Origin of the sequence: Acinetobacter sp. ANC 4973, from assembly GCF_002135275.1 — a bacterium.
Lineage (GTDB): Bacteria > Pseudomonadota > Gammaproteobacteria > Pseudomonadales > Moraxellaceae > Acinetobacter > Acinetobacter kyonggiensis.
The window spans coordinates 353,394-376,665 of record NZ_NEGM01000002.1; the positions used below are offsets into that span (position 1 = coordinate 353,394).

At 40.3% G+C, this 23,272-nt stretch carries 20 protein-coding genes; 8 read left to right on the forward strand and 12 right to left on the reverse strand.

The genetic code is table 11. The features are described 5' to 3' along the window. The first annotated feature begins 244 nt into the window (after positions 1 to 244). The 3 genes from B9T30_RS04640 to B9T30_RS04650 all read left to right on the forward strand — a co-directional run bounded on the left by B9T30_RS04640 (position 245) and on the right by B9T30_RS04650 (position 2,540). The gene (locus B9T30_RS04640) at positions 245 to 472 is read left to right on the forward strand and encodes an accessory factor UbiK family protein (RefSeq protein ID WP_086183975.1); all 228 of its coding nucleotides are present in this window, start codon (positions 245 to 247) and stop codon (positions 470 to 472) included. Positions 473 to 539: 67 nt separating this feature from the next. Continuing rightward, a complete protein-coding gene (locus B9T30_RS04645; RefSeq protein WP_086183976.1) occupies positions 540 to 2,027 on the forward strand; it encodes a YifB family Mg chelatase-like AAA ATPase in 1,488 nt (495 codons plus the stop codon). A gap of 6 nt (positions 2,028 to 2,033) precedes the next feature. Further along, positions 2,034 to 2,540, forward strand: coding sequence for a GNAT family N-acetyltransferase (locus tag B9T30_RS04650; protein WP_086184002.1), 507 nt, complete (start codon positions 2,034 to 2,036; stop codon positions 2,538 to 2,540). A 140-nt stretch (positions 2,541 to 2,680) separates the two neighbouring features. Here B9T30_RS04650 and B9T30_RS04655 read toward each other — a convergent pair whose 3' ends face one another. Then, positions 2,681 to 3,442: a TorF family putative porin gene (locus B9T30_RS04655; RefSeq protein WP_086183977.1), complete on the reverse strand. Its 762-nt coding sequence runs from the start codon at positions 3,440 to 3,442 to the stop codon at positions 2,681 to 2,683. A gap of 593 nt (positions 3,443 to 4,035) precedes the next feature. Next, complete coding sequence (locus B9T30_RS04660; protein ID WP_143223190.1) at positions 4,036 to 4,218, reverse strand: hypothetical protein; 183 nt, start codon at positions 4,216 to 4,218, stop codon at positions 4,036 to 4,038. A 636-nt stretch (positions 4,219 to 4,854) separates the two neighbouring features. On the opposite strand from B9T30_RS04660, the gene B9T30_RS04665 reads away from it, so the two are divergent. Continuing rightward, positions 4,855 to 6,183 carry an OprD family outer membrane porin gene (locus B9T30_RS04665; protein ID WP_086183979.1) on the forward strand — a complete coding sequence of 443 codons (1,329 nt, stop codon included), beginning with the start codon at positions 4,855 to 4,857 and terminating at the stop codon, positions 6,181 to 6,183. 91 nt (positions 6,184 to 6,274) lie between these two features. Here B9T30_RS04665 and ppa read toward each other — a convergent pair whose 3' ends face one another. Together ppa and B9T30_RS04675 are read right to left on the reverse strand one after the other, a co-directional pair. After that, positions 6,275 to 6,811 carry an inorganic diphosphatase gene (gene ppa / locus B9T30_RS04670; protein ID WP_086165211.1) on the reverse strand — a complete coding sequence of 179 codons (537 nt, stop codon included), beginning with the start codon at positions 6,809 to 6,811 and terminating at the stop codon, positions 6,275 to 6,277. Between the two features lie 126 nt (positions 6,812 to 6,937). Beyond that, positions 6,938 to 7,336 carry an MAPEG family protein gene (locus tag B9T30_RS04675; RefSeq protein WP_086183980.1) on the reverse strand — a complete coding sequence of 133 codons (399 nt, stop codon included), beginning with the start codon at positions 7,334 to 7,336 and terminating at the stop codon, positions 6,938 to 6,940. Positions 7,337 to 7,442: 106 nt separating this feature from the next. Between B9T30_RS04675 and B9T30_RS04680 the strand changes: the two genes are divergently transcribed. After that, on the forward strand, positions 7,443 to 7,823 hold the full coding sequence (locus B9T30_RS04680; protein WP_086183981.1) for a hypothetical protein: 381 nt from the start codon (positions 7,443 to 7,445) through the stop codon (positions 7,821 to 7,823). Positions 7,824 to 7,875: 52 nt separating this feature from the next. On the opposite strand, the gene B9T30_RS04685 is transcribed toward B9T30_RS04680, so the two are convergent. From B9T30_RS04685 to B9T30_RS04710, 6 genes are all read right to left on the reverse strand, one after another. Further along, positions 7,876 to 9,555, reverse strand: a complete 1,680-nt coding sequence (locus tag B9T30_RS04685) for a long-chain-fatty-acid--CoA ligase (RefSeq protein WP_086183982.1) — start codon at positions 9,553 to 9,555, stop codon at positions 7,876 to 7,878. A 147-nt stretch (positions 9,556 to 9,702) separates the two neighbouring features. Continuing rightward, positions 9,703 to 11,922 (reverse strand): DNA topoisomerase IV subunit A, encoded by a 2,220-nt coding sequence (parC, locus tag B9T30_RS04690; RefSeq protein ID WP_086183983.1) that lies wholly within the window; start codon positions 11,920 to 11,922, stop codon positions 9,703 to 9,705. A gap of 174 nt (positions 11,923 to 12,096) precedes the next feature. Continuing rightward, positions 12,097 to 13,416, reverse strand: coding sequence for an MFS transporter (locus B9T30_RS04695; protein ID WP_086183984.1), 1,320 nt, complete (start codon positions 13,414 to 13,416; stop codon positions 12,097 to 12,099). Positions 13,417 to 13,552: 136 nt separating this feature from the next. Beyond that, positions 13,553 to 14,197 carry a trimeric intracellular cation channel family protein gene (locus B9T30_RS04700; protein WP_004650097.1) on the reverse strand — a complete coding sequence of 215 codons (645 nt, stop codon included), beginning with the start codon at positions 14,195 to 14,197 and terminating at the stop codon, positions 13,553 to 13,555. 60 nt (positions 14,198 to 14,257) lie between these two features. Further along, on the reverse strand, positions 14,258 to 14,725 hold the full coding sequence (locus B9T30_RS04705; RefSeq protein WP_086183985.1) for a YchJ family protein: 468 nt from the start codon (positions 14,723 to 14,725) through the stop codon (positions 14,258 to 14,260). An 82-nt stretch (positions 14,726 to 14,807) separates the two neighbouring features. Continuing rightward, positions 14,808 to 16,388: a TerC family protein gene (locus tag B9T30_RS04710; protein ID WP_086183986.1), complete on the reverse strand. Its 1,581-nt coding sequence runs from the start codon at positions 16,386 to 16,388 to the stop codon at positions 14,808 to 14,810. Positions 16,389 to 16,725: 337 nt separating this feature from the next. On the opposite strand from B9T30_RS04710, the gene B9T30_RS04715 reads away from it, so the two are divergent. After that, a complete protein-coding gene (locus B9T30_RS04715) occupies positions 16,726 to 17,346 on the forward strand; it encodes a TIGR00730 family Rossman fold protein (protein WP_086184003.1) in 621 nt (206 codons plus the stop codon). 466 nt (positions 17,347 to 17,812) lie between these two features. Here B9T30_RS04715 and B9T30_RS04720 read toward each other — a convergent pair whose 3' ends face one another. Continuing rightward, positions 17,813 to 18,778, reverse strand: coding sequence for a hypothetical protein (locus tag B9T30_RS04720; protein WP_086184004.1), 966 nt, complete (start codon positions 18,776 to 18,778; stop codon positions 17,813 to 17,815). 165 nt (positions 18,779 to 18,943) lie between these two features. Further along, positions 18,944 to 20,782 carry a choice-of-anchor I family protein gene (locus B9T30_RS04725; RefSeq protein WP_086184005.1) on the reverse strand — a complete coding sequence of 613 codons (1,839 nt, stop codon included), beginning with the start codon at positions 20,780 to 20,782 and terminating at the stop codon, positions 18,944 to 18,946. Positions 20,783 to 20,960: 178 nt separating this feature from the next. Between B9T30_RS04725 and mdtD the strand changes: the two genes are divergently transcribed. Both mdtD and B9T30_RS04735 read left to right on the forward strand, forming a co-directional pair. Continuing rightward, on the forward strand, positions 20,961 to 22,352 hold the full coding sequence (gene mdtD / locus B9T30_RS04730) for a multidrug transporter subunit MdtD (RefSeq protein WP_086183987.1): 1,392 nt from the start codon (positions 20,961 to 20,963) through the stop codon (positions 22,350 to 22,352). A 77-nt stretch (positions 22,353 to 22,429) separates the two neighbouring features. Continuing rightward, entirely contained in the window at positions 22,430 to 23,215 is a 786-nt protein-coding gene (locus tag B9T30_RS04735; protein WP_086183988.1) for a GH25 family lysozyme, read from the forward strand. The last annotated feature ends 57 nt before the right edge of the window (positions 23,216 to 23,272 follow it).

Consider the following 23,272-nt stretch of genomic DNA (forward strand, 5'->3'; position numbering starts at 1 on the left):
GTTTTATGTTCAAATTTCGTGCCAAAACTTTTTAGGTTGGGGGAAACAGAAACTTTCAGCACAAGTTTTCTTTATAACCTATTTTAGACTTTTAAGCGTAGTCCGATCTTTAAAAACTCAACTTTTTTACGATAAAACTGACAATTTTACTTATCGAACAAAGCCATATCTCATTGCTGGGGCTATGGTCTAGCTTTGAGCAATGCTACACTGCAACCACCTCACCACCATTAGGGAATCAGCAATGATCGAAACTTTATTACAAGCAATCATGGAACAAATAGAGCAACCGAAAAAAGACCTTGAGCATAATTTACGAGCCTTACTGAATGAAGCTGTTGCCAAGATGGATTTAGTCTCTAAAGATGAACTTGAGCGTCAACGTACTACACTCAACAATACCAATATCCGATTAAACGAACTGCTTAAACAGGTTGAAGCTTTAGAAATTAAAATCAAGAATAATAAATAAGCACTTTCTTAGTGCATTAAAAGACACAAAACGATTAAAAATAACGCACTATAATGGAACAACAAAAATGTCTTTTGCTAAAATTTATACTCGAGGTCTGCTTGGACTTCACGCACCGCTTATTGAGGTCGAAGTTCACGTCAGTCAAGGCCTACCCTCTTTAACCATTGTTGGGCTTGCTGAAGCCGCAGTGCGTGAAAGTAAGGACCGGGTGCGCTCTGCCATTATTAATAGTGGTTTTCAATTTCCAACCAAACGCCTCACCATCAATTTAGCCCCTGCGGACTTACCCAAAGATGGTTCACGTCTCGATTTACCCATTGCTTTAGGCATTCTGATGGCATCAGGACAAATTCCTGAACATGCCACAGATCAATTGGAATTTATTGGTGAACTGGCTTTGGATGGTCAACTTCGCCCGATTACCGGAATTTTAAGTATTGCCATTGCTTGCCAACAATCTGGGCATCAACTCATTTTACCTGAACAAAATGCACCAGAAGCCTCGCAATTACCTCAGTTTGAAGTCTTCGCTGCCCAACATTTAAAAGATGTCTGTGAGCATTTATCTAAGCAACAACCGATTGCACAATATCAACTACAGACGACAACGACAGTGGATCAATACAAATTTGATTTAGCCGATGTCAAAGGTCAACAGCGCCCACGGCGTGCTTTAGAAATTGCCGCAGCAGGTGGACATTCTTTATTGTTTAAAGGGCCGCCGGGCACAGGAAAAACCCTTTTAGCTTCCCGTCTGGCCAGTATTTTACCGCCCTTAAATATGCAGGAAAACTTAGAAGTCGCGCGTATTTATTCGGTTGCCAATACTGTGCACTCTTTTGGGCAGCGCCCTTTTCGTGCACCACATCATACCGCTTCTGCGATTGCCTTGGTCGGTGGTGGTTCACATCCAAAACCCGGTGAAATTACTTTGGCACATTTAGGCGTTTTATTTTTAGACGAATTACCTGAATTTGATCGCAAAGTTTTAGAAGTTTTAAGGCAGCCCTTAGAGTCTAAAGAAATTGTAATTTCTCGTGCTTCACGGCAAATGACGTTCCCTGCAAATTTTCAACTGATTGCAGCCATGAATCCGTGCCCTTGTGGCTATGCTTTTAATCAAGATACCCGTTGTCAATGTTCTGCGGATGCCATTAAACGCTACCAAAACCGTATTTCAGGGCCATTACTAGATCGTATTGACCTGCATTTGGATGTGCCACCATTACAAGCACATGAACTGCAAAATACAACTCCCGTGGAAAACTCCCTGACTGTACGTGAACGCGTGATTCAAGCCTATGAACAACAAATACAACGGCAAAAATGTCTCAATCATGCTTTAAGTCCGAAACAACTGGAGCAGTTTGCACCACTGGATTCCCAAACCCAGCGTATTATGGAAATGGCACAGCAGCGCCTAAACTTATCTGCACGTGCCTATCATCGGGTTTTACGTGTAGCACGAAGTATTGCCGATTTATCACAACATACGGATATTCAAAGCCAGCATTTAACCGAAGCTTTGTCTTACCGAGCGCAACAAGGTTAATCATTGCTGCAAAATTTAATCATCCGTAATGAAAGCCGTGCTGATCATGCTGCAATTTCACATGTGATTGAACAAGCCTTTAACGATCAGCAATATTCCAGCCATACCGAGCAATTCATTGTTCATGCTTTACGTGATGTACAGCAACTGACTATTGTATTGGTGGCTGTTTTAAATCAAGAAATTGTCGGACATATCGCGATTTCTCCGGTCAGCATTTCTTCAGCTGTCGAAGGTTGGTTTGGCTTAGGTCCTATTGCCGTTGCGCCCAAATGGCAACACCACGGCGTGGGTTCAGCACTGATAAATACGGCATTAAAGCAATTGAAAGCCACGGGTGCAGCAGGTTGTGTTGTTTTAGGTGATCCCCATTTTTATGCTCAATTTGGTTTTCAGCCTATCAACCATCTTATTTTAGACGGTGTACCTGCTGAGTATTTTCAAGCATTGAGTTTCGATGGAAAATTTCCACAAGGCATTGTGACCTATCATGCTGCTTTTTCTGCAAAATGAGCAAAAATAAAACAATGCTTTATTTTTAGCGCAAAGGGATGAAATGTCAGAAGTCCCTCAATCATCTCAATAAAAAGAACCTCTAGAGCATGGCTTTAGAGGTTCTTTTCTATTTGAAATTTAAGTTAAAGTTTCAAAAATTAAAATGCTTTGGTTAACGTGAAGACTGCACCTGTTTCTACACCACGTTTACCAGCATCTGATAGACCTTCAGTTTCAATATTTGTTCCAACTGCTGCAAGTTCAGCCGTTACACTGGATAAAGATTTAAAGTTATAAGTCACACCGGCTTTCCAGTCGACATAATGATCCTCACCACCATTAAATTTATATTCATCATCGACTGCGGTATAACCTACAGCTGCAACACCACCAAAACCGCTAGAGCCAAAAGGTACTGAATAAGCTACATTCAGATTCCAACTGTCTGCATCTGCACCCGCATAGTCATTGGTATAGTTGATATTGGTAAGAATACTATCACCTTCAGCAAGAGCATTTTTAAATGACAGCTTGCCATACAATTCTGCCCAGTTTAAATCACTCGCACTTGGATAGTTGTAATACACCACACCCACATCTAAAACGGGCTTGCTGCTAAAACTCTCTAAAGTCGTCGCATAACCAATTGAAGGGTCTAGCTCTAGACTTGGCGTTCCAGAACCAAAATTAACGTTTGAACCCCAAAGTCCAACATACAAACCTGAAGAATGTGCCAATGTAAATCCGGCTTGTAGCGCTGGATCTGTTTCTGTTTGCGTAATACCACGGAAACGATAATCTGAGGTTAAGGCAGCCGTTCCACTAAAAGATAAACCAAATGGTAATGCAGGTGTCTCATCAGCAAATACAGCGCCAGATAAACCCGTTAATGTCGCAACAACCAATAATTTTTTAAGCATTTGGAGATCCCCAATAATTTTTTCTAGACTCAACTGGATATTAGCAATTGCTATGCCAATTTTTTAAAATAAAAAAACTGGAGAACAAAATTCTCTTGCGAGCAAAACCAATTTTGTAAAATATGGACATGCATAAACCTTTTAAACCCATCATCAAGACAGGCAATATCAGTTGTTTATGCGTAAATTTTCTATTTCACTTTTTCCCAAAAACGTAAATTTTTTATAAATTTTTCCATATAAAGCATTTTATCTAAGATCGCGTTGATTCAACACCTTTGCTCGGTTGTTCGGCATTAAATGGCTGAACGCACTTTCAATGAAGATTTATATTTACTTACATCATGCCTCTTTTTAAGGCTAATTTTTAATCATATTTTTATATTATGCGTAAAAAAAGTGCATAAACTTAAAATAATCGATGCACTTTAAAAATTCTTTGTGCTTTTCAGCTTAAAAATTAAAATTGAGACCCAATACCACCTGATCATCAAAATTTGTATCAAAATGATCCTTGCCCCCCAACCACATCATCTAACGATGCAGTCAAAGCAATATTCGGAATATTTTTACTGTCATTAGATGGTCATGACCTAAGGTTGCCCCCAGCATCCTACTGCAACAACATGGTTAGGTGCATATTCAATACCCGTCTGTAGCGCAACATCATCATTTTGCACCCCACCACGGTAAATATATTGATTCACCACCGCAAAACGAGTTGTTAACTGCCTCGCTATTGCTAAAGTTGTCTTTTCTTCTGCAAATGTAGACATTGCATTCATACGAAATAATAAAGATAACGTAATTTTATGTGACTTTTGATGCATTACTGGCCTTGATAGAATCAACTGAAGCTTCTTTTTTCGATGACAAATTTAGCTGCGGATTTTAAAGCTTTTTTATCATTTCAAATCACTTCTTTTTAAATAAAATCCTTCTTTTTAGATTTAATTTTGACCTAAAATAAGCGCTTAAATGAAGAAAAAATCTATTTTTAATTGCTATAAATTAGATGAATTTTACATTAAATATCAAAAATATAGCGCGATTTAAAACTTCAAAACAGGTTGTACAAGCCAACTGTAGAGAGCTATAGATAAGCATGAAAAACCCTTATACGACTAAAGTATTAGATCCTAAAAATAGCAACCAAGCTCAAAAGTTTGTTGACTAATTTTTAAAAAATTACATAAAAAATCACCCATAATTTAAATATATTATTGTTTTAAATAATAATTTAAAAAAATAAAAAAATCGGCAATTTTTATTTTACAAAACAGCCAAATTTATATTCAAAAAATGCATAACTTTAATGAAATAAAATGAATAAAAAAAAGATTTTTCTGATATACATTATGTATACAATTCTTTCAATTTCTTCCTCCTATTTTGTATAAGGCTTTCTCCCAATGCAAAAAACACAAAAACTTACCTTAGCAGTTTTAATCCAAGCTGCTCTTATTTCTACTGCCTTTGCAAGTGAGCAAAGTGAATCTAAAGGTTTCGTAGAAGATGCAGAAGGATCTGTATTATTCCGCACGGGTTATCTTTCTCGTGATAAAAAAAATGATACTGATACAAGCTCAACTGCTCAGACTGCAATGGTTAAATTGGAATCTGGCTATACCAAAGGCGTGATTGGTTTTGGTGTAGGTGCAATTGGCGATGCTTCTTTTAAAATTGGCGCCAACAACAATGCTGGTAATGGCATGATTCCTCGTGAAACATTGAATGGTAAAGAAAACTCAGGTGATACTTACGATCATTGGACACGTGGTGGCGGTATTGTAAAAGCACGTATTTCAAATACTGAAGTTCGCTATGGTACTCAAGTGCTCGACCTACCTGTACTTGCAAGTAACACTGTACGTTTAGTACCTGAATACTTTGACGGTGTGTTAGCAACGAGCCGTGAGATTAAAGGTCTAGAGTTAACGGCTGGTAAATTCACTAAAAACCAATATTCAGACCAAATCGCAAGTGATGCGAATAAATTGGATCGCGCTGTTGTGTGGGGCGCTAAGTATCAATTCAACGACGCTCTAAATACATCTTATTTTGGTGCTGACATCAAGGATCGTTTAGAACGTCATTATGTAAATGCCAACTTTAAACAAGCTTTAGCAAACGATAGTTCTTTGACTTATGACTTCAGCGGTTACCATACGAACTGGGATACAAAGACTGACGGTGGTGCGTATACATACTCACACACAACCAATGATCTCACGAACTTAAGCAATAATATTTGGTCAATTTCTAGTACCTATAACACGGGCAACCACAATGTCATGGTGGCTTACCAGCAAAATACTGGCAATACGGGTTATGACTATGGATTAGGTCAAGGCGTTGCTGATGGTCATCAAACCATGTATTTGGCTAATTCTTATCTTTCTGACTTCGTTGGTAATGATGAAAAATCAGCACAACTTCAATATACTTACAACTTTGCAGGTTTGAATGTTCCAGGTTTAACTTGGACAACTGCTTTTGTTTATGGTTGGGATATTGATGTTGCAGGTCAAGTTGATCGTGCTCAATTAGCTGCTGATAATGCGACTGAACGTGAGTTCTTCAACCAAGTGAAATACACAGTTCAATCTGGTTTTGCCAAAGATGCGAGCTTACGTCTTCGTCACTCTTACTACCGTGCAAGCGATGCTTACCAATCTGCATACATTGGTGATACCAACGAATGGCGTATCTGGCTTGATATCCCTGTAAAATTCTTCTAATTCAGATTAATTTTCGCATATCAAAAAAAACCTGCACATTGTGCAGGTTTTTTTATTTAGCTTTGAAAAACAAACCTAAATGACACAACAATTATTGATTTGCTGCTTTGTAGGCTTCAATTGAGCTAAGCACTTCTTGTTTCGCAACATCAGCACCTTCCCAACCGCTTAGTTTTACCCACTTACCTGCTTCAAGGTCTTTATAGTGAGCAAAGAAGTGTTCCACTTGTTTGATCAACAATTCAGGAAGATCTGTATATTCCTGAACATCTTTATAAAGTGGGGTTAATTTTTCGTGTGGAACCGCAATCAATTTTGCATCGATACCACCGTCATCTTCCATGTTCAATTTGCCCACAGGACGGCAACGAATCACTGAACCTGGTTCAACTGGATATGGTGTCACCACAAGTACGTCTAATGGATCACCATCAAGAGATAATGTATTTGGCACATAACCGTAGTTCGCTGGGTAGAACATGGCTGTACCCATGAAACGGTCTACAAATAAAGCATCTGAATCTTTATCAATTTCGTATTTGATTGGTGCTGCATTTGCAGGAATTTCAATAATGACATAGATGTCGTTTGGTGCATCTTTACCCGCTGGGATATTGCTGTAGCTCATAGCATCACTCTTTAACAAGTTAAATCTTATTTAAACCGCACGATTATAACGGTTTTTGAGAATTAAATAACTTCGTGATTATACATCTGCTACGCCCAAATATGTATTTGCATCAATGCAACGACTTTAGGTTAATTTAATCACCAAAATTAATAAACAAATTGGGCAAAGCAAAGACAATAACCAAACAATTGAGCGCAACGTTGCCCAATTGGCTAAATAGCAAATACCATACATAATTCGAAATACAATATAGGCCATGCCAAAGGTCATAATCACCGTTTGCTGCACCACCATATATTCTGCCATTAAAATCGCAGCAATAAATAATGGTAAACTTTCAAAACTATTTTGCTGTACCGCATGGGCACGTGCTGCCAAGCCCGTGGTTTTACCCAAAAATTCTCGTGGGTTTTGGTTATCTCGTGCTTTAAAGCCCGCTGTTTTTTTTGCAATTACGGTAAAAACATAAGGCAATAAACATGCAATTAAGATGAGATAAACTATTCCGCTTATGCTTTGCATCCCATTTTTCTCATTACGATTTTCTGCTACATATCATAGCATGGTGTTTCAACAATAATTTTTGTTAAATTATAATGTTTTTATACATGAGCAATAAGGATCCATTATGGTCAACCCTGATCAACAAAAAATGTTCGATGTACTTGAAAAACAGCAGCAACATCAACGTCAGGTAGATCGTGTACTCAAAATCGTGTTGCCAATCGTTGCGTTCTTAATCGCAACCATCTGTGCCAATATGAATATTGCATCACCTATCGGTACACTGATTATTTTAATTGTGGCCTTCTGGATGGTCAGCATTAAGCGTCAAAACTTATGGTATTGGCTCACCGCAATTTTGGTGTATTGCTTGATTGATAATTATCTGAGCTATGGTGCATTTCGTTTACCCAGTTTTAGCCGCCAGTTTGGCACCATGTTTACTTTTGTCGGTATTTTTGGCCTTGGGCGCCCATATATTGATCGCTGGTTAATGAAAAATTGATTAAAAAAGCATAAAAAAAAGCGCCGAAAACGGCGCTTTTTAAATAGCTAACTTATGCAGTTTTACGCAAATCTTTACGTAAAATTTTACCTACGTTCGATTTTGGTAATTCATCCATAAACTCAACATAACGCGGACGTTTATAGCCTGTTAAGTTCTCTTTAGCAAAAGCAAGGACTTCTTCTGTGGTTAAAGACGGATCTTTTTTCACTACAAAAAGCTTAGGCACTTCACCTGATTTTTCATCAGGAACACCAATTGCTGCCACTTCCAATACTTTTGGATGTGTAGAAATCACTTCTTCAATTTCAGATGGGTATACATTGAAGCCTGAAACCAAAATCATGTCTTTTTTACGATCGACAATTTTAATGTATCCGCGACTGTCCATGATACCAATATCACCCGTACGGAAGAAACCATCAGTCGTCATCACTTTTTCAGTTTCATCTGGACGGTTCCAATAGCCTTTCATGACTTGTGGACCACGGATTGAGATTTCACCTTGTTCGCCCAATGCAACATTATTACCATCATCATCTAAAATCGCAACTTCAGTCAATGGTAATGGAATACCAATGGTACCGCTAAATTCAGTTGATGTCGGTGGGTTTGCTGTCGCAACTGGTGAGGTTTCAGATAAACCATAACCTTCAATAATGTTGGTGCCTGTAATCTTCTTCCACGCTTCTGCTGTAGAAGGAAGAACCGCCATACCACCGCCCATTGCCATTTTAAGTTTGCTATGGTCAAGTTGTTTAAACTCTTCATTGTTTACCAGTGCATTAAACAAAGTGTTTACTGCTGGGAAGAATGAAGGTTGGTATTTACGCAATTCTTTCATGACCGCAGGTAAGTCACGTGGGTTTGGAATTAAAACGTTCGCTTGACCTTTATACATACCGTACATGGCACAAACCATGAAAGCAAAAATGTGATAAAGCGGTAATGCACAGAAAATGCGGTCATCTTTAGCGCCGTCTTGTGCGCCAAATTTACTTTGGAAAATACCATCACACTGCAACATATTGGCAACAAGGTTGCGATGCGTCAGCTCTGCACCTTTAGAAACACCTGTTGTACCGCCTGTATATTGTAATACTGCGGTATCACTTAAAGTTAAATTAGGGCGTTTGTAATTGCTGACACTGACTTTAGACATTGCCGCATTAAATTTAATATGGCCTGGAATATTCCAAGCTGGGATTTGCTTACGCACTGAACGCAACACAAAGTTCACCAATGTGCCTTTGAGCGTACCCAACATATCACCGACAGAAGCAACAATGACGTGCTTCACAGGTGTTTTACCAATAATGGTTTGATAAACAGTGGCAAAGTTTTCAATGATCACCAATGCTTCAGCACCAGAATCATTCAATTGATGTTCAAGTTCACGTGAGGTATACAGTGGATTGACATTCACCAACACCAAACCTGCACGGAAGACACCAAGTGCAACCACTGGATATTGAAGGACGTTAGGCATCATGACAGCAACGCGGGAACCTTTTGCCAACCCTAAACTTTGTAAATACGTTGCAAATTTACGACTTGCTTCTTCTAGTTCATCAAAAGTTAAGGCTTTATCCATAAAGATAAAAGCATCACGTGAACCAAATTTTTGAAAATTACGTTCAAAAACATCGTTAAGTGAGGTATTTTCTGCTGGCAATTCTACAGTTTCAGGAATCCCTGTTTTTTGGTATTCAGCAAACCAAATTTTTTCCATAATGCCCTAATCTCCAATCTATAATCCTTAGTTTCAACTATTTTTTCAATGTTATGCGTCATTATTTAACTTGTTTATGCATAACATGACATCCATTTACACGAATACCAATCATATATAACGTATTTTGATCAATGGATGCTAGTTTTATCTTTGAATGAACAGTTTATTTGCTTTTTGATATCCTCGTGGTAAGAGTTGACCTTTAGTGGCTCTTTTACCAATATATTTTTGAAGATCATCACCTTTTAATTTTAATTGTTGCTGTCCTGCAACCACTTGAATTATTTCATTTAAAGAAATTAATGTCATGAACAAAATTTGTTCTTTGCCTTCAAGTTGTATCAATTTATTTCCTTTACCCTTGTTCAGCATTGGCAATTCTGACAAATCAATCACCAATAACCGACCCGCAGTACTCAGCATTGCCAAATGCGTATGTGCATCAACTGTTTGTAACGGTAAGGCTTTGGCATCATCAGCTACAGTTAAAAATGCTTTGCCCGCTTTAGCACTGGTATCGAGTTGTTTGGCATTCGATTTAAAACCATAACCTTTAGAACTGACAGCAATGACTTCACGTTCATCCTCTGTAATCAGTACTTGAATAAAAGCAATGCCATTTGCAGGGGCAAGTTTGGAGCTTAATGGCTCACCCAAACCACGTGCCGACGGCAGACTTGCAATGGCCAGTGCATAACTGCGACCCGTTTCATCTAAGACATACACACGTTGATTTGATTTTCCTTGTGCATGACTTAAATATTGATCGCCAGCACGGAAATTCAGGTTTTCAGCATCAATATCATGCCCTTTGGCAGAACGAATCCAACCTGCTTCAGACAAAACCACCGTCACAGGATCGGCAGGCAACATATCTTGTTCATGAATGGCTTGCGCTTCTGAACGCTGTACAATTGGCGAACGACGATCATCGCCAAATTTTTTCGCATCATCTTTCAGTTCAGTGATGATTAAGTTCTTTAATGATTCTGGATTGGCCAATTGTTCACGAATAATGGCAGCACGCGCTTCTAATTCTTCTTGTTCACGGCGAATTTCCATTTCTTCAAGTTTCGCCAAGTGACGTAACTTAAGTTCTAAAATGGCTTCAGCTTGAATGTCATCAATACCAAAATGGGCAATCAGTTCTGCTTTCGGATGATCTTCTTCACGAATAATCCGAATCACGGTATCTAAATCCAAATAAGCAATCAGTAAACCTGCCAAGATATGCAGACGTTTTTCAATTTTATTCAGATGATACTGTAGACGACGAGTCACGGTATTCTTACGAATTTCAATCCATTCCAATAAAATTCGACGAATCGATTTGACTTGTGGACGTGCATCGGCACCAATCATGTTCATATTGACACGATAGCTGGATTCTAAATCTGTAGTTGCAAATAAGTGGCTCATCACCCCTTCTGCATCAATACGATTTGAACGCAACACAATCACTAAACGGGTTGGATTTTTATGATCGGATTCATCTCGTACATCACTGACCAAAGGCAGTTTCTTGGCCTGCATTTGGTCGGCAATTTGCGTGATAATTTTTGAACCTGACACTTGATACGGCAATTCCGTAATCACGATTTCATTTTTTTCAATGCTATAGATCGCACGCATGCGATAACTACCACGCCCTGTGGTTTGAATTTTCAGCAGTTCTTCAGGCGGAGTAATAATTTCAGCTTTGGTGGGTAAATCTGGTGCAGGAATATATTCTGCTACTTTTTCATCGCTTAAATTAGGGTTGCGAATTAAAGCAATGGTGCCTTTAACGACTTCACGCAAATTATGCGGTGGAATGTCGGTTGCCATGCCCACGGCAATCCCCGTTGTACCATTGAGCAAAATATTCGGCACACGCGCAGGCAAATTCACCGGTTCTTTCATGGAACCATCAAAGTTGTCCTGCCAATCACAAGTACCTTGACCCAATTCCGACAACAGCACTTCACTATATAGTGAAAGTTTAGCTTCGGTATAACGCATTGCCGCAAAGGATTTCGGATCATCCGGTGAACCCCAGTTGCCCTGACCTTCAATAAAAGGATAGCGATAACTAAAGGGCTGTGCCATCAGTACCATCGCTTCATAACAGGCAGAGTCACCATGCGGATGATATTTCCCCAGCACATCCCCCACCGTACGGGCAGATTTTTTAGGCTTACCGCTATGCTTTAAGCCTAACTCACTCATCGCATATACAATACGACGCTGCACGGGTTTTAAACCATCACTAATATGTGGCAATGCACGATCCATAATCACGTACATGGCATAGTTAAGATAAGCTTGTTCGGTAAATTCTGCTACGGAACGATTTTCTGTGGCTTGATGCACAAGGCTGGTCATAAAAGCGTAAAATCCTAATTAATTCGTTTTTGTATCTACGTTGTTATGCTAAGTCGCAGGTGCAATCTACACAAGAGCAGTACTGAACACTCTGCGACAAATTATGTCTTATGGCGTAAAACTATTCATTTTATAAAGCATGATCCATCAAAAATCATTCATTTTCAGCAAACCTTATAATCCAATCGATTCTAAGGTCTTGCCTTTGGTTTCTTCGCCTAAAATTAAAATCACCAAAGCCACACCGAATAATACCGCAGTAAACATCATAAAGACCTGACTAAAACCATTCTCCATAATCATCATATGGGTGACCACCATCGGTGCAACAATTCCGCCCATACGACCAATCGCAGAAGCCCAACCCGAACCAAAGGCACGGATATTGGTTGGATATTGTTCTGGCGTATAAGTATACAGTACGCCCCATGCGCCCAAATTAAAGAACGACATCAAACAGCCCCAGAACATAATCATGTTTACGCTATTGGCTTGACCAAAGAAATAAGCCGAGACAGCACACATGCCAATAAAACCTGCCAAGGTTGCTTTGCGCCCCAATTTTTCCACCAGCCATGCGGCTGCGACATAACCCGGAAGCTGTGCCAAAATCATGATCAGCACATATTCAAAAGACTGCACAATGCTATAACCCTGTTTCACCAACAAACTGGGTAACCAAGTAAAAATGCCATAATAGGAATAAACAATACCGAACCAAATTAACCAGAGCATTAAGGTACGGCGTGCAAATGGGCCTGACCAAAGCTGGCGAAAGGAGATATTTTGTTTAGTGGCTACAGGCTGTACTTCAATATAATCAATAACCTCAACACCACACTGACGTTCAAGCTGCTGTACCAGTGCATGTGCTTCTTCAATCCGTCCACGATTAATCAAATACGGCACCGACTCTGGCACTTTTTTCAGAATCATAAACACATAAATAGCCGGTAGTCCGCCAATTAAAAAGGCAATATGCCAGCCATAACTTGGAATCACAAAATAGGACACCAATGCTGCCACTAACCAGCCCAAGCCCCAAAAACTTTCCAATAACACAATAAAGCGTCCACGCACTTGAGCAGGAATATATTCACTGACCAAAGTCACCGCAACGGGAAGTTGTCCGCCCAAACCCAAACCGACAATAAAACGAAAGACCAATAACCAGGTTAAATTCGGTGCAAAAGCACATAAAGCGGTGGCAATACTATAGGTGACTAAAGTGATGGCAAACACGGTACGACGGCCAATTCGATCCGCTAAGCCACCTGAAAAAACAGCTCCAATCGCCATACCGACAAAACCAATGGACACCACCCAACCTTTCTCCGTCGGTGTCATGTTCCATTCTTCAGCCATGGTGGTCAAAATAAAGGAAATTAGCCCCGTGTCCATCGCATCGAACATCCAGCCGAGTCCAATTACCCAGAGTAAGGTATAGTGAAATTTACCAATCGGTAAGCGTTGTACACGTGAGACTAAATCCATAATAAGCTCTCTGATTTGGTGAAAGAATACATACTGCTTTCCCAACAGGATTTATAGTTGTACTTATTTTTATACGCTCATTTAAAGAAGATGACTGCTTTATTTCATCAGTCATCTGTCATTTTTATACAAATCGTTATGACGCATCTTTAGAAGATGCAGATTGCTCATCATCATCTTTATAAATAAATTTTGGCATTTCCAAACCAAAATAAATGGCGATACAACGTAAAGAAAAACCGAAGATCAGAGTGGAAATCACAGTAACTTCTAACGAGAAGCCAATTTCTTGACAGACCCAATAGCAAATCACGGAAACAAAGGAAATACTGGCATACAGTTCACGGCGGAACACCAAGGGTACATCGTTACACAAAATGTCACGCAAGATACCACCCGATACCCCAGTCAACACGCCTGCGACCGCTGAAACCACAAAGCCATGGCCCATTTGCAGTGCAATTTGACAACCAATTACGGTAAAACCAATCAGCCCCATGGCATCTAAAATCAAGAAGATCGAGCGTAAATGACGCATCCATTTGGCAATTAAAATCGTGACAAAAGCAGCAGCACAGGTCAAGACTAAATATTCAGGATGTTTGACCCATGTCAGTGGATAGTGTCCAAGCAACACATCTCGAACTGAACCACCACCTAGTGCGGTGACACAGGCAATTAGCGTTACACCAAACCAATCCATACTACGTCGACCTGCCGACAGTGCCCCTGTCATTGCTTCAGCCGTAATCGCAACAATATAAATGACTAATAGTAACACTGCCCATCTTCCACTGAGGGTAATCGATGCGCGCTATTCTAAGGCAAATTCAAGCTAAAATTACAAATATTGCGCACAACATTGTTTAAATTTTTTGCCTGAACCACAAATGCAGGCTTGCTTCATGGTGATTTGCATCTCCGTGGTCGGATCAAGGAAATACCATATACCATTCTGTTGTACAAAATGAGAGACTTCATGATGTACCTGTGCTTGTTTGCCATCATGGTAATGGGCTTTAAATTCAACCTGTGCGTGATTTTTATCTATTTTTTCTTTGGCTTGAAGTACCTCTAATTTAAGCCATTGATTGGCTTGACTCCAATCTGCAATCGCCACTTGATCCAAAAAAGGTTGTTGCCCGATGGCTGTGGTTTGGACGATGTAATCCATCTCATGCTTGGCAAATGCACTATAACGTGAACGCATCAGTTGTTCAGCTGTTTGTGCTTTCGCTTGCCCCAAATGTAGCGGCTGGCAACAATCGTTATAATTCCCTTGCCCACACGGACAATGACGTTCTGACATGAAATATTTCCCATAAAAATAGCTCGACCATGCGAGCTATTTTAATTCATTATCCTGAACTTAAGCGATCATCGCTGTTGTTTCAGGTAGCTTGAGCATTGGCTTTGAGTTGCGGCATGATATGGACTTTATCAATTTTATGACCGTCCATCGTGACCACTTCAAAAATATGAGCATCTGCTGCTAATTTTGCCCCACTTTCGGGTAAACGCCCCAAGTGAAATAAAATATAACCCGACAAGGTTGAATATTGTTCGGATTCATCGACTAGATCACAGCCTAAAAGTAAGGATACGTGACGAATATCGGTAGAGCCATCAAGGATTAACGTTCCATCCGCTAAACTTTCTGCTGCGGTTTCCAGTTCATCTTCGTCAGGGAATTCACCCGCAATGGCTTCAAGGACATCAATTGGTGTCGCAATGCCTTCAATTGAACCATATTCATTTAATACAATGGCCATTTGTAGGGGTGCTTGACGAAGTTGCTCCATCACCATCAACACTTGCGCATTTTCATGCACAATGACAGGGTCGCGTAAGTGACGTTCAAAATTGAGTACACCTGTTTCAATGTATTCATTCATGATTTTATGCGTCAGCACCACCCCTGAAATATTATCCAATTCACCGCGTGCAATAATTAAACGTGAATGGGTCATGCTCAACAGTTGTTCTTTAATTGACGCTTCGTCTTCATCTAAGTCAATCCACTCCAGTTCTGGACGGGGTGTCATCACTGATTTCACAGGTCGTTCAGACAGTCCAAGTACCCCTTGCACCATCACACTATGATAAGCACCATTTTCTTCATTAAACACTTCATCGGCAAATGCACGCGTAGCAAGCACATCTTCAGCTTCTTTATTTTGTGCATCGGTCTTCCCTCCCAGCATACGCATCACGGCAGAGGCCGTGCGATAACGTAAGTCTGTTGTTGTGACCAGTTTTTCCTGATTGCGGCGCATAGTTTGATTGACAAACTCAACCACCACAGAGAAACCGATTGCGGCATATAAATAACCTTTTGGAATGTGGAAACCAAAACCTTCAACAATCAGTGAGAAACCAATCATCATCAGGAAACCGAGACATAAAATCACCACGGTTGGATGCTTATTGACGAAGTTCATCAATGGTTTCGATGCCCACAGCATAATACCAACGGCGATAATCACCGCAATCATCATCACTGAAAGATCTTTCACCATCCCTACTGCGGTAATCACGCTATCGAGCGAGAAAACAGCATCAAGCACCACAATTTGGACAATGACCATCCAAAAAGCAGCATGCACAGGATTTTCTTCTTTTTGCGATTGCGTACCTTCAATACGCTCATGCAGTTCCATGGTGCCTTTAAATAACAGGAACACGCCACCAAACAGTAGAATCAGGTCACGACCAGAGAACGCGTGATCAAAAATATGGAATAGCGGTTGCGTTAAGGTGACCACCCACGCAATTGAGGCGAGTAAAATTAATCGCATCACCAAAGCGAGAATTAAGCCGATAATACGACCTGCATTGCGCTGTTCGGGTGGCAGTTTTTCCGCCAAAATTGCGATGAAGACCAGATTATCGATACCGAGAACAATTTCTAAAACCACTAAAGTTGCAAGACCAATCCATGCCGATGGATCTGACATCCATTCAAAGATCATTGGATGTCCCCCTGCATAGCATTGAGGGCTAATTTTAGAACATTGCGATTAAAATCGGCGAATATTTCCTGAGCAATATTCGGTATAATTTTTGCGTACGAATTGATGTGTTCGGAGCGACGACAACCACTACCCATGTTGATTCATTTGTTGGAAAACAGATTTTTAGTATAGGCAAGATGGCGTAAAAATTCATCCTTTTTTCAATGTGTCGCGCTTTTCTCTCCACACCTGTTAACAATTTTTGCAAAATGAGTTTATTTTAGTCCATGCTTTGTCATATTTTCTGCGTAAGCTAGAGCATGAAAAAATAAAATGCTATGGTAAAAATATAATGATGACCAGTGTATTAAAAATGACTCCAAAACATAAAAATCCGATGCCTAAAACAACTCAAGCGTTAATTGCTCTCTATTGCGGTTCCCGTTCTGGTAATAAACCTATTTATACAGAAAAAGCGATTGCTCTAGCTCAAGGTCTTGCAGATCAAGGTTTTGGACTGGTCTATGGTGGCGCAAGTATTGGCCTTATGGGGCAAGTCGCCAATGCCGTCATACAACATGGCGGTCAAACCGTTGGGGTCATTCCTGAATTTATGCTCGATTATGAAATTGCACACCATCAACTCACTGAATTGCACATCGTCAAAAATATGCATGAACGTAAGGCGATGATGGCCGAGCGTGCCAGTGCTTTTGTAGCACTTCCGGGTGGCTTAGGTACTTTTGAAGAAATTTTAGAAGTGGCCACTTGGGGACAGTTAAATCAACACCAAAAACCCATGATGCTATACAACGTAAATGGTTTCTATGATGCTTTAATTGCGCAGCTTGATCATGCCGTTGAGGAAGGATTTTTACCGCCGCAGCATCGTGCAAAATTGATTATTTGTAATCATGCAGACCAAATTATCAATGCAATTAAAAATTTAAGCGCTCCAAAACACTTTGCTATTTAAATGCGTGCAGTAACAATAAAAAAGCGAGCTTATGGCTTTAATGCGAGTCAGTTAAGGGGTTTTACAATTAACTCCTTAGCTTTTTAGCTTTTTAGCTTTTTAGCTTTTTAGCTTTTTAGCTTTTTAGCTTTTTAGCTAATCACGACGGAGTCTTATATTTTTAAATCAAATACTTGGAGCTCATTTATTACTTTAGATAAGCCCAAATGAGAAGCCTCAAAATATATTTTGAGTTCGCAAGAAAGGCATCTTGCGGCGCAGTGCGCCTCACCGCAAAACTCGTCAAATACTTTTTATTGATCAAGTAATCGCAGAAACCTTACTTTTCAAAGTAGTCTTGCCTCGAACAGTTGCGAATGACATTTCCGCGTATCTAATAACATCATGAATTTAAAATAAAAAACTAATCCACTTCTTAACTAATCGCATTAAGCCCGTGGCTCGCTTTTTTTGAAGCATTCATCTATTAACCTGAGATGACTTGATAAAACCACGGCAAAGTAGTGGCTAGAACAATACTCATGATTAAACCCACCATCAACTTCATTGCATCCTTACTCACATTACGCGAAGTTCGGTATTTATTCACTTCAGCCAGATGCATAGACAGGGCAAATTCACGACCTGCGAGTAAACCTAAGAATACCCAAGTGGTACTCATTGGAATATTACTCCACTCTTTAAAGACCAATAAAATTAAGGCGTAAATAAAATCAATAATGGTCGCTGAACGAATATCTGCCACCCCAGTTTTGGTGTCGATAATTTTTTGGATGGCTCCACCACGTTGGTAAAAAATCATCCCTAATAAAGCCACGAATACAGAAATGGCAAAAACTAGAAATTCAAACGGAACTTGACGCGGCACATAGACAAAAATATTGGCTAAATCTTGAATTAACCATTGGCTCCATAGAAACGCTGTGGAGACCCATTGCAATCCAATCCAGATATGAGACGGTTTATGATCGCGCGTTTTACTGAAATAAACCGAAATCCCTTTAATCACAAAGCGATAGATAATGATAGCCACCACAAAAGCAACGGCATAGCCCATCATCGACTTGGTCAGCATGGCTCCCAAACTGCTTGGTGAAAAAATGGTCAAAACTAAAAATGTGGTACTGACAGGAATCCCATACTTGGTTAACAGAATCAGTAATATAGGCGGAACGATATACAGCCAAGTAATTCCTGACTCAGGAAAAGGAATGGTTTCAAGACGACCATAAGATGCATCACCTACGCCCGAGGCATACCAACCATACATTAACACCACGCTTAAAATACTGCTGGTATAAAGCCACAACACCCACCAAGGACGATGGGCATTGGATGAAATAAAAGTACCTAAGGTTTGTGGTACATCATTTCCAACAATTGAATAGGCAGCTAAACAGAAACCAACAATCATCAAAATTTCGATTGTCATAAAAACAAAACCTTTTTCACCAATGAAAAGCCCCATCCAATACGACGAATGAGTTGCGCAAGATTATGACAGTTTTGTGTCACTTTAATCACATCACAGTAACAAGGTTTTGTTACACAGCACAAAAAAAAGAGCAACCTTGTGCTCTTTTTTTCTCACGGTGGATTAGTTTAACTTCACTTGATAAATTGCAGTTGAACCACTCACTTCATTACCCACCACCAAAAGTGGCTGTCCATTTGGTGAGTCTTTCGCCGCAATAAAAATTAAACCTTCTGGCCCTAAATCCCCTTGTTTATTCGCTGCCTCAGTCATTTTTCGGTCATTAAAATATTGAACGAACTGTCCTTTTTTCGGCTGACTAATATCATAAACCATGATACCGCTTTGACGTTCAAGCCCAATAAATGCAAAGGTTTTATTGCCAATTTTACCCAATGCAACGCCTTCAGGTTCAGGGCCTTTGTTGTCACTACGGTCATCAAATACAGTATTTTCATGATTGCTATTGAAATATTGCGGCATCATTTCCGCAACTTTTGCTTCAAATTCTTTGCCTGAGTCCCAGACTATTTTTTTCGAAACTGGATCAATAATACTGAATGAACGCCCGCCATACGCATACAGTTTGTCGTAGGTCATTAGCCCCTTTTCATCCAGCAGTGGCAAACCCGTCAGCGCATCTTTTTTATAGCCTTGGGTCCAACTTATGGTTAAACGACCCAATTGAGTATCCCCTATTAACTCGGACAAACATGTTTCGACCTGAGGTGCGTTTTTACAAAAAATGCTGGAATCTAATTTTGCACCTTTTACATTTGGTGCTATCTGACGTAAATGTGCCGCATAATCGCCATTATTTCTAAAACCTTTGCTGTTAAATAAGTGCTTTACACGAATTTCTTCGGCATAACCGGCATTTAAATCATCCCCTTTAAAATACTGATCCGCATTAAGCAGCCATTCCCGCGCATCGCCCTCATTGGCCGTCACCAAATAAGTTTGCCCATCGACCTGATATTGTGCAATCGCATCAGGCATATACATGCCAAAAACACCCGACCAAGCTTGAATATTAATGCCTAAATCTTTATCGCTGGCATCAAAGGCATTTTCAGCTAAACCGTGATCTTTATAGCCGATCGGGAAAATATCCACCACTTCATCTTTAATTAAATCAATTTTGGCAATGGCATTGTTTTCTTGCAGCGTTGCCCATGCAGTTTTACCATCGGCACTGATGGTGATGTATTCAGGCTCCAGATCTTGAGCAACGGTTGTGGTTGGAATACCTTGCGTTGTTATATTGGCGTATTGCTGAGCATTAGGTCCAAAAATACGGACACCCGCATCCACCAAGCTTTGCTTTTGCGAATTCCATGCACTAAATCCTGCTGTTTTCACTTGCGGACGTTGGATATTACGCACATCAATCATACTGATCGAACCTTCTGGATCAACCGCGTACCCTGCACTTGGTTCACCTTCATTTGCGACCAAAACCTTTTTGCCATCTGCGGTGAATACCAACATATCAGGCAATGCCCCAACCTCAACCTGACTCATAAAAGTTAAATCTTTGGCATTAAAAAAAGCGACGATGCCGTTGTCGGTTTTATTCTTGGCTTGAACGGCTAAAGCAACAATGCCCTGATGCACTGCAACGCTATTTACATCAGATTCCGCCAAATATGCACGTGCAGATAATTCCCCAATATGCACAGGTTTTTCAGGCTGTGTCATATCCAGTACATCGACCACGCCCTTTTTAGCATTCACTACAAATAATCGTTTGCTTGCAGCATCAAAAGCTGGAATTTCTGCCGCACTGGCACCGAAAATACCCGTTTCATAACCACCAATACGCACCAGTTCAATGCTATTCGGAGTTTTCTCATCAACGACTGGTGGTGTCACAGTCACTTCATTTTTCTGATCATCATTACACGCCACCATTCCCACCGAAAGTAAAGCAAGCATCAGTGCCGAAAATTGTGTCTTCATCATGCTCATTCATCATTTTTGTTAAAATTGCGACCAAGTTATAAGCAACTCGTGTCAGCACCATGACGGTTGGATTGCTGTTTGATTGCATTGTTATGGCAAAATGAAGACAACGATTTAATACAACAACCTTCCTAGATTCATTTAAACTGTTTAAAAACCTCAGCTTCTTCAAAATATGAACGCCACGCCCTCGCATCAAGCCTTACAACCTGAATTTAGACTGTTGGTCTTTTTAGTGTCGATTGGCTTTTTTATGCAGGCGCTCGATACTACCATTGTCAACACGGCCATTCCTGCGATGGCCGTCAGCTTGGGGGAAGATCCATTACGTATGCACAGTTTGGTGGTGGCTTATGTGCTTTCTGTCGCTGCCTGTATTCCCTTAAGTGGCTGGCTCGCAGACCGTTTTGGTGTACGTAATACTTATTTTTCAGCGATTATTATTTTTACCTTGGCCTCTTTGGGCTGCGCATTTTCACAAAATTTAGAGCAACTGCTATTTTTTCGTGTTGTTCAAGGTGTTGGCGGCGCTTTATTGCTGCCTGTCGGTCGTTTGGCAATGCTGAAAGTCATTCCACGTAGCCAATTTTTATCTGCCATGAGCCTCATGAGTCTAGCAGGTTTAATTGGCCCACTGATTGGCCCCACTTTAGGCGGCTGGTTGGTTGAAGTTGCCACATGGCATTGGATTTTCCTGATCAATATCCCGATGGGGCTGTTGGGTGTGCTGGTCACTTTTAAAGCCATGCCGAATGTTACCGAACCCACAGTACAGAAATTTGATTTTAGCGGTTTCCTGTTCTTGGTCATTGCCATGACTGGTATGTCTTTAGGCATTGAAAGTTTTTCCAGTCCCCAGAGCAGCGCTGGGTTCAGCATTGTGCTCATCGTGGGAGGACTCATTGCAGCAGCCATCTATACTTACCACGCTCACACTCATCAACATGCCTTATTTCGAAGCAAATTATTTGAAAATAAAATTTATGCGATTGGTATTTTAGGTAATTTTTTTGCGCGTTTGGGGGGCAATGCGCTGCCTTTTCTATTACCGCTAATGTTGCAAGTGGCATTTGGTTTTAGTCCCTTGATTACGGGATTAATGATGATTCCTGCGGTACTCGGATCATTGGCATCAAAACCGATTATTCGACCGATTATTCAACGCTTTGGCTATCGACGTGTGCTGTTGGTCAATACGGTTTTAGTCGGTAGCTGTATTGCCAGTCTGGCTTTAACCACGGCAGATACACCGCTATGGTTGCGAACCTTACATTTCTTTATTTTTGGCATGTTAAATTCAATGCAATTTGTCTCCATGAATACCTTAACGCTGAAAGATTTACCTCAAGCGGATGCCAGCAGTGGCAACAGTTTTTTATCCATGATCATGATGCTGTCGATGAGTATTGGGGTGGCTTTGGCGGGTACACTGGTCAACATTTTTACCGCATATTACGGTAGCGCACAGATCAGCCTTGCATTTCATAGCACGCTGATCTGTTTAGGCTGTATTAACATCATTACCGCTTATATTTTCTGGCGTATTCCACGTGATACAGCCGTTTAAACAGATTTCAGAAACAACGTGCTCTGAGGCTTCAGATCGCGTTATCATATTCAAGGTTCATCATCGCAAATACTGTTATGCCTAAAAAACGATTCGCCAAAAGCAGCCTGCAAAAGCTTTACGCCTCTTGCGTTGGCTTGGGACTGATTTGCATTGCAATCGTGGTATATGTTTTTATCCTGCATCATAATCCTGCCTCAGCACAGGAATATCCAGTTAAAGGCTTTGATGTTTCACATCATCAGGGTGATATCCAGTGGAAAAAAATATCACCGAAAAAATTTCAGTTTATCTATTTAAAAGCCACCGAAGGCGGTGATTTTAAAGATCGAAAATTTCAGGAGAATTGGCTACAAGCCCGTGAACAGGGTTTTCTGGTGGGCGCATATCATTTTTATCGTTTATGCCGTGATGGTGAAATTCAAGCACAAAATTTTATTGCCACCGTGCCCAATAAACCCGATGCCCTGCCACCTGTGATTGATCTGGAATATGACACGAACTGCATCAATACCTATACCAAAGAACAGCTGCTAGAAGAAATTCAGGTCATGCATGATCGGCTGTATCAACACTATGGCAAACAACCGATTTTCTATATTTCCAAGTCATTTTATAATATTATTTTAGCGGGACAATTTTCTAAAACACCGCTATGGGTACGCGAATATCAAGGTAAACCCAATTTAAAAGGCAACCCACAATGGTTGTTTTGGCAACAGACCAATCAAGGAAGCATCCAAGGCATTGCTAAAGTGGTCGATTTAAATGTCTTTCATGGCGATCAGTCCGACTGGCTCCATTTTTTGGAAAAAAATAAAATTTACACGCAAAACAACATTGAGCATCTGCCCATAAAATAACAGCATCCGTGCTGAAAAAACTGCAATATTTTAATTCAGGCTGCGAAACAGCAAAAC